Annotated in this window: 12 protein-coding genes; 3 read left to right on the plus strand and 9 right to left on the minus strand. The window is 71.5% G+C overall.

What is annotated here, in order from left to right; translation table 11 throughout:
• Positions 1–61: 61 nt before the first annotated feature.
• Positions 62–724, plus strand: a complete 663-nt coding sequence (locus V7E45_RS08835; protein ID WP_333773542.1) for a mycothiol-dependent nitroreductase Rv2466c family protein — start codon at positions 62–64, stop codon at positions 722–724.
• A 115-nt stretch (positions 725–839) separates the two neighbouring features.
• Here the strand turns inward: V7E45_RS08835 and V7E45_RS08840 are convergent, their stop codons facing one another.
• The 8 genes from V7E45_RS08840 to V7E45_RS08875 form a co-directional block, all read right to left on the minus strand.
• On the minus strand, positions 840–1,487 hold the full coding sequence (locus V7E45_RS08840; RefSeq protein WP_333773543.1) for a superoxide dismutase: 648 nt from the start codon (positions 1,485–1,487) through the stop codon (positions 840–842).
• A gap of 143 nt (positions 1,488–1,630) precedes the next feature.
• Positions 1,631–3,025 (minus strand): amino acid permease, encoded by a 1,395-nt coding sequence (locus V7E45_RS08845; protein ID WP_333773544.1) that lies wholly within the window; start codon positions 3,023–3,025, stop codon positions 1,631–1,633.
• Positions 3,026–3,144: 119 nt separating this feature from the next.
• Positions 3,145–4,035 (minus strand): TauD/TfdA dioxygenase family protein, encoded by an 891-nt coding sequence (locus tag V7E45_RS08850; protein WP_333773545.1) that lies wholly within the window; start codon positions 4,033–4,035, stop codon positions 3,145–3,147.
• 20 nt (positions 4,036–4,055) lie between these two features.
• Positions 4,056–5,390 carry an LLM class flavin-dependent oxidoreductase gene (locus V7E45_RS08855; RefSeq protein ID WP_333773546.1) on the minus strand — a complete coding sequence of 445 codons (1,335 nt, stop codon included), beginning with the start codon at positions 5,388–5,390 and terminating at the stop codon, positions 4,056–4,058.
• Positions 5,387–6,121: an ABC transporter ATP-binding protein gene (locus V7E45_RS08860; RefSeq protein WP_333773547.1), complete on the minus strand. Its 735-nt coding sequence runs from the start codon at positions 6,119–6,121 to the stop codon at positions 5,387–5,389. Before V7E45_RS08860 ends, V7E45_RS08855 begins: the two co-directional genes overlap by 4 nt.
• Positions 6,097–6,945, minus strand: coding sequence for an ABC transporter permease (locus V7E45_RS08865; protein ID WP_333773548.1), 849 nt, complete (start codon positions 6,943–6,945; stop codon positions 6,097–6,099). Before V7E45_RS08865 ends, V7E45_RS08860 begins: the two co-directional genes overlap by 25 nt.
• Positions 6,942–7,985: an ABC transporter substrate-binding protein gene (locus tag V7E45_RS08870; RefSeq protein WP_333773549.1), complete on the minus strand. Its 1,044-nt coding sequence runs from the start codon at positions 7,983–7,985 to the stop codon at positions 6,942–6,944. Before V7E45_RS08870 ends, V7E45_RS08865 begins: the two co-directional genes overlap by 4 nt.
• Before the next feature lie 207 nt (positions 7,986–8,192).
• Positions 8,193–9,392, minus strand: a complete 1,200-nt coding sequence (locus V7E45_RS08875; protein WP_333773550.1) for an ROK family transcriptional regulator — start codon at positions 9,390–9,392, stop codon at positions 8,193–8,195.
• 447 nt (positions 9,393–9,839) lie between these two features.
• On the opposite strand from V7E45_RS08875, the gene V7E45_RS08880 reads away from it, so the two are divergent.
• Positions 9,840–10,421 carry a biotin transporter BioY gene (locus V7E45_RS08880; RefSeq protein WP_333773551.1) on the plus strand — a complete coding sequence of 194 codons (582 nt, stop codon included), beginning with the start codon at positions 9,840–9,842 and terminating at the stop codon, positions 10,419–10,421.
• Between the two features lie 120 nt (positions 10,422–10,541).
• Here V7E45_RS08880 and V7E45_RS08885 read toward each other — a convergent pair whose 3' ends face one another.
• Complete coding sequence (locus V7E45_RS08885; RefSeq protein ID WP_333773552.1) at positions 10,542–11,249, minus strand: LPXTG cell wall anchor domain-containing protein; 708 nt, start codon at positions 11,247–11,249, stop codon at positions 10,542–10,544.
• 252 nt (positions 11,250–11,501) lie between these two features.
• On the opposite strand from V7E45_RS08885, the gene V7E45_RS08890 reads away from it, so the two are divergent.
• Positions 11,502–12,261: serine/threonine-protein kinase (locus V7E45_RS08890; protein ID WP_333773554.1), on the plus strand; the 760-nt coding region annotated here is incomplete at its 3' end.

A 12,261-nucleotide genomic window follows, 5' to 3' on the forward strand; every position in this document is an offset into this window, starting at 1 on the left:
AGGGGAATGGGGGTGCCGGGGGGATTGTTGCCGCTTCAAAAGCCCTTTCCCGAGGAGAAGCATGTCCGAGACCGCGACCACGCCCGGCAAGACTCCCGTGGACTTCTGGTTCGACCCGCTGTGCCCCTGGGCCTGGATGACCTCACGCTGGGTGCTGGAGGTGGAGAAGGTCCGCGACATCGAGGTCCGCTGGCACGTCATGAGCCTGGCCGTCCTCAACGAGAACCGGCTGGACGAGCTGCCCGAGGATTACCGGGAGATGCTCGCCACCAAGGCGTGGAAGCCGGTGCGCGTGGTCACCGCGGCCTGGCAGAAGCACGGCGACGACGTCCTCGGCCCCCTCTACACCGCGCTCGGCACCCGCATCCACAACAACGGCGAGGGCCCGACCCTGGAGGCCGTCGCCGGCGCGCTCGCCGACGTCGGCCTGCCCGCCGAACTGATCGAGTACGCCGACCAGGAGGACTTCGAGTTCGACGCCGAGCTGCGCGCCTCCCACAAGGAGGGCATCGAGAAGGTCGGCCAAGACGTCGGCACCCCGGTCATCGCGGTGCCCGGACCCGACGGCGAGCAGATCGCCTTCTTCGGCCCGGTCGTCACCCCCGCCCCGCAGGGCGAGGAGGCGGCCCGCCTGTGGGACGGCACCCTGGCGGTCGCCTCGGTGCCGGGCTTCTACGAGATCAAGCGCACCCGCACCAAGGGCCCCGACTTCAGCAACCTCTAGAACCTCCAGGTCCCGCGCACTTCGGAGGGCCCCCGCGAGTCACGTCCTCGCGGGGGCCCTCCTTTCCTCCGCCTGCCTGCGTGAAAGGTGAGAAGACGATCACGGGCAGGACGTCTCAGGGCGTGGGCAGCAGGGTGTTCGTCCCGGACCGGGCGGCGGCGAGGCGGCGGGCCACGTCCTGCCAGTTCACGACCTGCCACATCGCCTCGACGAAGTCCACCTTCTGGTTGCGGTACTGCAGGTAGAAGGCGTGCTCCCAGGCGTCGAAGACCAGCAGCGGAGTCGCCCCCTGGCCGACGTTGCCCTGGTGGTCGTAGACCTGCTCGACGATCAGGCGGCCGCTGAGCGGCTCATGGGCGAGCACGCCCCAGCCGGAGCCCTGGGTGGTGGCCGCCGCCTTGGACAACTGCGTCCGGAAGGCGGCGAAGGACCCGAAGGACTCCTTGATCGCCTCGGCGAGCTCGCCCACGCCGTCGGCCGCCAGCGGTTCACCGCCGCCGTCCTTCGGACCGGTCATGTTCTGCCAGTAGACGCTGTGCAGGACGTGCCCGGAGAGGTGGAAGGCCAGGTTCTTCTCCAGGCCGTTGATCGTGCCCCACGACTCCTTCTCACGCGCCTCGGCGAGCTGCTCCAGGGTGTCGTTGGCGCCCTTCACATACGCCGCGTGGTGCTTGTCGTGGTGCAGCTCGATGATCTCGGGGCTGATCACGGGCGCCAGCGCCGCGTAGTCGTAGGGCAGCTCGGGCAGCGTGTAGACGGGCATGGGGATTCCCCTCCGGACCTCTTATTGCAACTTACTTGCAACTACACGCTAGCAACAAGAAGGTTCGGGGCGACAGAAGGCCCCCACGTGTCGCACACGTGGGGGCCTTCGTGTCGCCCCGAACCTGATCCGTCCGCAGGGCGTCAGCGCACGGCGCGCGCCCGCTGCCGGACGTATCCGACGGCCGCGAGGACCAGCGTCATGCCACCCGTCGAGTACAGCTGCACCCGGGTGCCGGGCTGCCGCGCCATCAGGACGAAGATCGCCGCCATGCCCGCCAGCGCGACCCAGGTCAGCCACGGGAACCCCCACATCCGGACGGCCGGCCGCTCCCCCGACTCCCGCTCCATGCGGCGGCGCAGCACCAGCTGGGAGACCGCGATGAAGATCCAGACGACCAGGATGACCGCGCCGATCATGTTCAGCAGCCAGGCGAAGACGTCGTTCGGCCGCCAGTAACTGAGCAGGACGCAGGTGAAGCCGAAGACCGAGGAGACGAGTACCGCGACCCGCGGCACCCCGCCGGAGACCTTCGCCAGCGCCTTCGGGCCCATGCCGCGCCGCACCAGCGAGTAGGCGATGCGCGAGGAGCCGTAGGTGTTGGCGTTCATCGCGGAGAGCAGGGCGACCAGCACGACCACGTTCATCAGCTGGCCGGCGCCGGGGATGCCCAGGTGGTCGAGGGCGGCGACGTACGGGCCCTTCGTCACGATCTCCTCGGAGTCCCAGGGGACCAGGGTGACCACGACAGCCATCGAGCCGACGTAGAACAGCGCGATGCGCCACATGGCCGTGCGCACGGCGTTCGCCACGCCCCGCACCGGGTCCTCGGACTCGGCGGCCGCGATGGTGACCGTCTCCAGGCCGCCGTAGGCGAAGACGGACGCCAGCAGGCCGATGACCAGGCCCTCGCTGCCGTGCGGCAGGAAGTCGGTCAGGTTCGAGGCGCCGGGGGAGTCCGTGCCGGGCAGGACACCGGCGACGGCCAGCGCGCCGAGCACCAGGAAGAGGCTGATCGCGCCGACCTTCAGCGCCGCGAACCAGAACTCGAACTCACCGAAGCTTTTCACCGCGGCCAGGTTGGTGCCGCAGAAGACCACCATGAACAGCGCCACCCACATCCACTGCGGCGTGCCCGGCAGCCAGCCCTGGACGATCTTCGCGGCGCCGATGCCCTCCATGCCGACGGCCGTGCACAGCAGCACCCAGAACGACCAGCCGGCGGCGAAGCCCGCCCACGGGCCGATCGCCCGTTCCGCGTGCGCGGAGAACGAACCCGAGGACGGGTACGCGGCCGACATCTCGCCGAGCATCCGCATCACCAGCATCACCAGCAGGCCGGACAGGGCGAAGGCGACCACGATGGACGGCCCCGCCGCGGCGATGCCGGCGCCGGAGCCGACGAACAGGCCCGAGCCGATCACCCCGCCGAGGGCGATCATCGACAGGTGGCGCTGCTTGAGGCCGTGGGACAGGGGGGCGTCCGGGGCGTCCGACCGCTGCTGCGGGGGCGTCTCCCGGGTGGTGCTGCTGGGCATGGCGCGGCACGTCCTGCGATAGAGGGGCAAAAACGCCCCACAGTCTGGGCGGCCCGTCCGCTGACGCGAAGGGGCCGCCCACTATCCGGACACCCGCCCTGCGGAGGGTGAGAAGACCGTTACGCCGCGACCGGCGTGTAGTGCGCCGCGTCCCCCTCGATCGAGTAGCTCTCCTTGCCCTCGATCCCGACCGGGACGTCACCGGCGACGGTCACCCGGTGCAGCCGGCGCGGCGCGCCGTCGTAGTTGTCGATGGCGTAGTGCTGGGTGATCCGGTTGTCGAAGAGCACCAGCTGGTTCTCCGACCAGCGGTGGCGCAGCACGTTCTCCGGGCGGGTGACGTAGGACTGGAGCAGGTCGAGGACCTTGCGGGACTCGCCCACCGAGAGACCGACGATCCGCTGCGCGAACCCGCCGATGAACAGACCGCGTGCCCCGGTCAGCGGGTGGACCCGGACCACCGGGTGCGCCGTGCGGAACTTGATGGACGTGAACTGCGCGCGCTGGGCGGCCTTCTCGTCGTCGATCTCCTCGTCCGGCACCGCGTAGTCGTAGTCGTTGGTGTGCTCCGCCCACAGGGTGTCGGCCAGCCGGCGCAGCGGCTCGGGCAGGTCGCGGTAGGCGGCCGCCGCGTCGGCGATCAGGGTCTCGCCGCCGTACGGCGGGACGGTGAGCGAGCGCAGGGTGCTGGCCTGCGGCGGGTTGAGGACGAACGTGACGTCGGTGTGCCAGTGGTTGGCGCGGCCCCGCTCGCTGTCGACCGGCAGCACGTTCGGGGCGCCGTCGACCGCGCCGACCGTCGGGTGCGCGGTGGTCAGGTCGCCGAAGTGGCGGGCGAACGCCTGCTGTCCGGCGTCGTCCAGCGCGCCGGCGTCGAAGACGAGCGCCTTGTGGACGTTCAGGGCCTCGCGGATCGCGGTGACCTCCTCCGGGGCGAGCGGCGCGGTGATGTCGACGCCGGAGACCTGGGCGCCGATGCGCGCGGTGACCTTGGTGATCTCGATGGACATGGGGTTTCCTCTCGGGCGGATCAGGCGAACGCGGGGGTCAGGTACTGGTTGGCGGGGCGGGGCAGGCCGTAGCGCTCCCGCAGGGTCCGCTCCGGGCCGTAGGCGGTGCGCAGCAGGCCGCGGGCGCGCAGGATCGGCACCACGTGCTCGACGAACGCATCGAGACTGGAGGGCAGCACGGGCGGCATGATGTTGAAGCCGTCGGCGGCGCCCTGGGTGAACCAGGTCTCGATCCGGTCGGCGATCTGCTCGGGCGTCCCGGCGACGGTGAGGTGCCCGCGCCCGCCGCCGAGCCGGCCGATGAGCTGCCGCACGGTGAGCCGCTCGCTGCGGGCGAGTTCCACGACGAGCGTGTAGCGGCTCTTGGCGCCCTCGATGGCGGACTCCGGCGGCAGGTCGCGGGGCAGCGGGGCGTCCAGCTCCAGCGTGCCGGGCGCCAGCCGCAGCAGGTTCTCCAGGCGGTCCACGCCGTGCGTGTGCACGATGTGGTCCTCCAGGAGCCGCTCGGCGGCCCGCGCCTCGGCCTCCGTCGAGCCGAGCACCGGGACGATGCCGGGCAGCACCTTGATGTGCTCGGGGTTCCGGCCCGCGCGCTCGGTGCGGGTCTTGAGGTCGGCGTAGAAGGCCTGGGCGCCGGCCAGGGTCTGCTGGGCGGTGAAGACCGCCTCCGCGTACCGGGCGGCGAACGCCTTGCCGTCCTCCGAGGAGCCGGCCTGTACCAGCAGCGGGTAGCCCTGCGGGGAGCGGGGCACGTTGAGCGCGCCCGCCACGCTGAAGTAGGCGCCCTGGTGCCGGGGAGGGTGGATCTTGCCGTCGTCGCCCCAGACGCCGGCCGCCTTGTCGGCGACGACCGCGTCGTCCTCCCAGCTGTCCCACAGCTTGAAGGCCACGTCCAGGAACTCGGCGGCCCTGGCGTAGCGCTCGGCGTGCGCGGGCTCGGCGTCCAGGCCGAAGTTGCGTGCGGCCTCGGCGCCCGCGGTGGTGACGATGTTCCAGCCGGCCCGGCCGCCGCTGATGATGTCCAGCGAGGCGAACTTGCGGGCCAGGTTGTAGGGGGAGTTGTAGGAGGTGGACGCGGTGGCGATCAGACCGATCTGCTCGGTGGCCGTCGCCAGCGCGGTCAGCAGGGTGAGCGGTTCCAGGGCGCCGGCCGGGCGCTGGGCGAGGTTGCTCCACAGCTGGGGGCCGTCGGCGAGGAACAGCGAGTCGAACGTGCCGCGTTCGGCGGTCCGGGCCAGCCGCACGTAGTGGGCGAGGTCGACGTGCGCGTAGGGATCGCTCTCCGGCAGCCGCCAGGAGGCCTCGTGGTGACCGGTGTTCATCAGGAACGCGTTCAGGTGGAGCAGGCGGGTCATGTGTGGTCCTCCGTGACACCGAGGGCTGCCAGCAGCCGCTCGCGGTACTCGCCCAGCACCGGCTCGCGGTAGGAGCGCGGGTGGGGCCGGTCGATGGTCAGGTCGAGGCCGATCCGGCCCCGGTCCAGGACGAGCACGCGGTCGGCGAGCACGATCGCCTCGTCCACGTCGTGGGTGACGAGCAGCACGGACGGCCGGTGGCGCTTCCACAGCTCGCGCAGCAGGTTGTGCATCCGGATCCGGGTGAGTGCGTCCAGCGCCCCGAACGGCTCGTCCGCCAGCAGGAGTTCGGGCTCGCGGACCAGGGAGCGGGCGAGCGCGGCACGCTGCGCCTCACCGCCGGACAGCTCACCCGGCCAGGCCCGCTCGCGGCCCTCCAGGCCCACCTCCGCCAGCGCGGCCCGGCCGCGTTCGGCGGCGTCCTTGCCGTCCAGGCCCAGTAGGACGTTGTCCAGCACCCGGCGCCAGGGCAGCAGCCGGGAGTCCTGGAAGACCACCGACACCCGCTCGGGCGCGGTGAGCCGCCCGCCGCCCGCCACCCCGTGGTCGAGTCCGGCGACCGCCCGCAGCAGGGTCGACTTGCCCGAGCCGCTGTGCCCGAGCAGGGCCGTGAACTGCCCGGCCGGCAGGTCCAGGTCGATGCCGTCGAGGACGGTGCGGTCCCCGAACGAGCGGGTCAGGCCGCGCAGCCGTACGGCGGGACGGGTCAGCTGCTCAGTGTGCGGCGCCATGACAGCACCCTCCGTTCGACGAGACGGACCACGCTGTCGGAGACCAGGCCGAAGACCCCGTAGATCAGCAGGCCGACCAGGATGACGTCGCTCTGGCCGTAGTTCTGCGCCTGGAACATCAGGTAGCCGAGGCCGCTGGTGGCGTTGATCTGCTCCAGCACCACCAGGCCGAGCCAGGAGCCGGTGACGCCGAGCCGGAGCCCCACGAAGAATCCGGGCAGCGCGCCGGGGATCACCACCTGGCGGACGAACCCGAGCCTCGACAGGCCCTGCACCTCGGCCAGCTCGACGAACCGGCTGTCGATGCCGGACAGCGCGGCGTGTGTGTTCAGGTAGATCGGGATGTAGACGACGATCGCGATGATGGCGATCTTGAAGGTCTCCCCGATGCCCAGCCAGAGGATGAACAGCGGGATCAGGCCGAGGGTCGGTATCGCCCGGTTGAGCTGCACGGTCCCGTCGATCAGCGCCTCCCCGGTCCGGCTGAGACCGGAGGCGAGCGCCAGGACGATCCCGGCGATCAGGCCGATCACGAAGCCCGCCCCGGCCCGCTGCAGCGAGGTCAGCACGTCGGTCGGCAGCGTGCCGTCGGTCCACAGCCGGGCGCCGGTCCGCAGCACCGTCCAGGGCGCCGGGATCGCGCCCGTGTCCAGCGTCCCGGCCGCCGAGGCGGCGGCCCACAGGGCGAGCACCAGCAGCGGCCCGGCCAGCCGGGCGGCGGGCAGCCGGCGGCCGGGGGACAGGCGCCTGCGCCGGCGCACCTGGGGCAGTTCGGCGGCGTCGGGCGCCGCCACGGCGGCCGTCGTCGTGGTCACGGCGCTCACTTCCGGTACTCCGCCGGTACGGCCCGGGCGGCGAGGGGCTCGAAGCGGTGGTCGAAGAGCGAGGAGACGTCGAACTTCTTCACGAACCCGCCCTCGGCGAGCAGGTCGGCCGTCTCCTGCTCCCACGCGATCGCCTCGTCCCAGCGCGGCGGGAAGAGCGGCTTGTTGGCGAGCGCCGAGATGGACTTCGCCTGGTCCGGGGTCAGGTTCTGGGTCTTGACGTAGAACTCCTCGTTCCACACGTCCGGGTGCTCGTACTGCCACACCTGGCCCTTGGCCCACTGGGGGATGTAGGCGGCGATCGCCGCCGCCTTCGCCGGGTCGGCGAGCACGGACTGCGGCGCCCAGAGCAGGTTGAGCAGGTCGACGACGTCGGTGGTGATCGTGCGGGCCCCCTTGGAGCCGTACTGCTTCAGATAGGCGGGCGCCTGACTGTTCGCGAGCGGGGCCACGTCCACCTGGCCGGACTGCAGAGCGGTCAGGAACTGGTTGCTGGTCAGCGGGACCAGCTTCACCTCGTCGTACTTCAGCCCGGCCTTCTTCAGCGCCCGCAGCAGCACGACACCCTGGGCCTGGCCCTGAGAGAAGGCGAGCTTCCTGCCCTTGAAGTCCTGCACGGAGCGGATGTCGCTGCCGGGCTTGGTGGCGAACACGTAGTTGGGCTTGCGGGTGATGTCGATCGCCACGATCTTCGCGTCGAAGCCCTGGTAGTGCGCCTGGATCGGCGGGATGCCCGCGTTGTTGGCGAGGTCCAGGGACTCGGCGCGGAAGGCGTTGATGATGTCCGGGCCGGCGCCGAGGTTCACCCAGTCGGACACCGTGAACGGCAGTGCGGGCAGCTTGGCCAGCCGGAACTGCAGTTGCTGCGTGTTCTGGTACGAGGCGATCTTCAGGCTGGTGCCGGCCGGCACCTTGTCCGCGAGCGGCTTGGTGGCGGCCGCCTTGGTGTCGGCGGACGCGTCGCCCTTGGCGCAGCCGCTGAGGCCCGCGGCGGCGGCGGACGCGCCCAGCAGAGAGGTGAGAAAGACACGACGGTGCATGGGAGTACTCCCCGGAGGAAAGGAGGGGAAAGGCAGGCAGAATTCCGGTACGCGAGACCGGAAGAAAGGAAAATGAAAGGAGCCGGAAACACGCGCTTCACGCGCGGCAATGTGTCAGCAACAAAGGGTGCGACAGCTCGTAAGCAGGCTCATGACCAGCATGTTCCTTGCCATTGGTGTCCCCTGTCAATATTCCGAGGTACTGAATTAAATACCCTCTGGTGACACGCTCAACGGATCGCGGAACAGTCCGTCCAGCAGTACCGATCCGCCGGCCACCGCCAGCACGGAATCCGGGAAACTCGTCGGCAGTACGGTGGCCGCACGGCTGTCTCCGGCCGCGTCCCGCAGCGCGCTCAGGCAGTCCTCGAAGTGGATGACACCGACTTCGGTGACCACGACCGTCTCCGGATTGAGCACGTCGAGCAGCAGTCCGACGGCCCGTCCGGTCGCCTGGGCCCGCTCCACCAGCAGCCCCCGGGCCACCGTGTCCCCGGCCGCAGCCGCGGCCACCACCCGCATCGGGTTCACCCCGTCGCTCACCCCGGCCGCCCGGGCCCGCAGGCACAGCGTCCGCTCGCTCAGCTCCGCCTGGAGGCAGCCTGTACGGCCGCACGCGCAGGGCTCGGCGCCGCCCGGCACCGGCAGATGGGCGATCGCCCCGGCCGCCGAACGCGGCCCGTGGTGCACCTCGTCGTTGGTGGCGAACGCCGCGTCGACCATGTTGCCCACGAACAGGTGCAGCACGCTGCGGCTGCCCCTGGCCCGCCCGAACATCCGCTCACCGTGGACCAACGCCCGCGCGTGGCCGTCCACATGGACCGGCAGCCCGGCGCGCGCGCCGAGCAGCTCCCGCACCGGCACCTCGCGCCAGCCCAGCAGCCCGTGCTCGACCACCGTGCCCGTCTCCCGGTCCACCCAGCCGCCGACCGCGACCCCGATCCCGAGCGGCCGGCGGCCCGGCACCCCGGTGAGCAGCGCGGCAAGTGCGTCGGCGGCCCGGTCGAGCACCCGGACCGGATCGGTCCCCTCGTGCGTCAGCCGCCGCTCGGCCACCACCCGGCCCCGCAGGTCGAGCAGTGCGACCGTGGTGTACGGCACGGCCACGTGCACGCCGCCGACCACGAACCGCTCACCGTCGAGGTCGACGGGCACGTGCGGCCGGCCGACCCCGCCCGAGCGGCGGGGCGCCGCGTCCTCGCGGATGAGCCCGAGCCCGGCCAGCCGGGCACAGTGCTCGGTCACCGACGCGGGCGAGAGCCCGGTCAGCCGGGCGATGGTGCTGCGCGCCACCGGTCCGTGCTCCAGCACGGACCGCAGCACGACGCTGGCACTCGTACGCCGCCGGTCGCTGCCGGCGGCGCGGGGCACGGGGGAGGCAAGGGTGGATGCCGCGGTACGGGGCATGGAGAAGCCGTCCTCGGGAAACGGAGCCGACACGTCTCGGAAGGAGAGGCGTCCCCGGGGGGCCGCCTCTATCCCGGGCGGCGACAGGTGGCCGTGCCCTGGCGTCGCAGGTCGACATAGCGACGCGACGTGAAGTTCCGGGCCTGGGCAACCATGCGTTCGAAGCTAGCAAACCGCCCCCGCGCTGCCCAGACGGCGACCGACGGGCGAGACACCCACCGGGCCTTTGGGGGAACCCTACAGACGGGTCGTCACCCCTCCCGCGTACCACGGGCCACTCCACCTCAGTGACCGGTATCACGCCGTACCGGGTGTAACCCGCATCCTTTGTGCGGAGCCCACCAAGGCTTCCTCTCCGCCTTTGTCGAGCGCTGACGGTGATCAGTGCCCGGACACCGGTATAGCGTCGCCGTGTTCCCCCGTGCCCACACCTTCCGCGGAGTCCCCATGAGCACCGCCACCGCCGCCGTCCGCCCCGGCGCAGTCCTCGCCGATCTCCTCCCCGCGACCCGGGTGCGCGACGTCGCCCTCGTGGTCGGCGGTGCCGTCCTCACCGGTCTCGCCGCCCAGTTGTCGGTGCCGGTGCCCGGCTCCCCGGTCCCGGTGACCGGCCAGACCTTCGCCGCGCTGCTCGTCGGCACCGCGCTCGGCGCCCGCCGCGGCTTCCTCTCCCTCGCCCTCTACGCCGTCGCCGGTGTCGTCGGCGTGCCGTGGTTCGCGGGCGGCAGCTCCGGCTACGGCGCCGTCTCCTTCGGCTACGTCCTCGGCATGCTGCTCGCCTCCGCGCTCGTGGGCGCGTTGGCCCGCCGCGGCGCCGACCGCTCCCCGCTGCGCATGGCGGGCACGATGGTCCTCGGCGAGGCCGTCATCTACGCCGTGGGCGTCCCCTACCTGGCCCTGGCCACCGGCATGTCCGCCGGCCAGGCGATCGCGGCCGGGCTCACCCCGTTCCTCATCGGCGACGCCCTGAAGGCCGCCCTGGCGATGGGTGCGCTGCCCGCCGCCTGGAAGATCGCCCGCAACCGCTGACACAGCGGACACCGCGGACCTCGCCGCGGCGGGCCCGGCCGCCCTCGGCCGGCTCCTGACGCACAGCGGCCGCACACCCCCACGTTCCGCGTCGGGGGTGTGCGGCCGCCGCGCGTTCGGTCAGACCTCCTGCCGCCCGCGCCGGGACCACCACACGCCGGCCGCGATCAGCGCGGCGCCGGAGGCGCCCAGGGGCAGCACGTCACGCCCCACACCGGTCTTCGGCAGCTCGTCGCCGCCCGGTGCGGCCGGCTTGTTGTCGGTGCCGAGGAGCAGCGGGGTCGCCGGGGCGTTCGGCGACGGGTTGTTCGTGCCGAAGGGCACCGGGCCCTGCTGCCAGAAGGTCTTCTTCCCGTCCGCCGTCTGCACGGGCAGACAGATCTTCCCGGACTTGCGCAGGTCGTAGCCGGCCCGTACCGCGTACGACTTGGACTTCCCGGCCGCGAGCCGGCCGACCGGGCAACTGAAACCGCTGTTCGAACCTTCCGGCAGGTTCTTTTCCGCGATCGCCGAGCAGCCCTGAACGCCTGTGATCCGCAGTCCGTCGAATCCGACCACCAAAAGCCGGACGCCGTCGCTGTCCTTGGTTCCCTCGTTCTTCACCGTGGCGGTAATCGCCGTCCTTTTCGAACGGTTGTCGACCGAGATCCGCTCCGGCAGCAGGGTGCGCAGCCGCACTCCCGCCGGTGCCTCGTCGACCACCTTTCCCCCCTTCTCGCTCCCCGGTCCCTGGTCATCGGCGGCAGCCGTCCACGAAAGCACCAACACGGCCGAGAAAGATGCCGTGACCAGCGCTCCCGTGATGCCCGCCCTGAGCCGAGAACTCATGTTCGTCCCCCTTGCTTCCCCCTGGACTGCGCCTGAATTCGCAGTACTTGAAGAGGTACCACAAGATTTACCCGCACTATGCTGGTACGGCGTGAAGTGTGACCGTTGTGTTTCATCACGGGCGGTCTACAAGGGGGGTGCGACGCATTGCCGGGAATTATGGGGAAAGCGGGAGGGCCGGGAGCCGGTGGGATTCCGGGGCTCCTGGTGAACGCGCGCTACCGGCTGGTCGAAAGCATCGGCCAGGGGGGAATGGGGCGGGTGTGGCGGGCCGTCGACGAAATACTCGACCGGCTGGTCGCGGTCAAGGAGATCCGCATCGACGGACCCGACGCCGAGGACATCCGCACCCGCCGCGAACGCACCCTGCGCGAGGGGCGGGCGACGGCGCGGATCGACCACCCCAACGTGGTGCGCGTCTACGACGTGGTGGACGAGGGCGAACGCCTCTGGATCGTCATGGAACTGGTCCCCGGCCGGTCGCTGGAGCGGCTCATGGCGGAGGAGGGCCCGCTCGTCCCGCGCGAGACCGCGCGCATCGGTCTTGGTCTCGTGGCGGCGCTGCGCCAGGTGCACGCGCGGGGGGTGCTGCACCGGGACATCAAACCGGGGAACGTCCTGGTCGAGGCCGGGACCGCCGGAGCGGGGCGGGTGGTCCTCACCGACTTCGGCATCGCCGCGATCCAGGACGCCACGGCCCTCACCATGGTCGGCATGCTCGTCGGCTCCCCCGACTACATGGCCCCCGAGCGGATCTCCGGCCGGCGCCAGGGCCCGCCGTCCGACCTGTGGTCCCTGGGAGCGACCCTCTGCGCGGCGCTGGCGGGCCACTCCCCGTTCTCCCGCGACACGACCCTGGCGACGCTGCACGCCGTCCTCTACGAGGAGCCCGAACTCCCCTCGTCCCCGGGCCCGCTGCGCTCCCTCCTCGCCGCCCTGCTGAGCAAGGACCCGTCGGCCCGCCCCACCCTCGCCGAACTGGAGTCGACCCTCCACCTGACCGCCTACCCAC

It is taken from the genome of Streptomyces sp. IBSBF 3136, from assembly GCF_036815105.1.
Classification (GTDB): Bacteria; Actinomycetota; Actinomycetes; order Streptomycetales; family Streptomycetaceae; genus Streptomyces.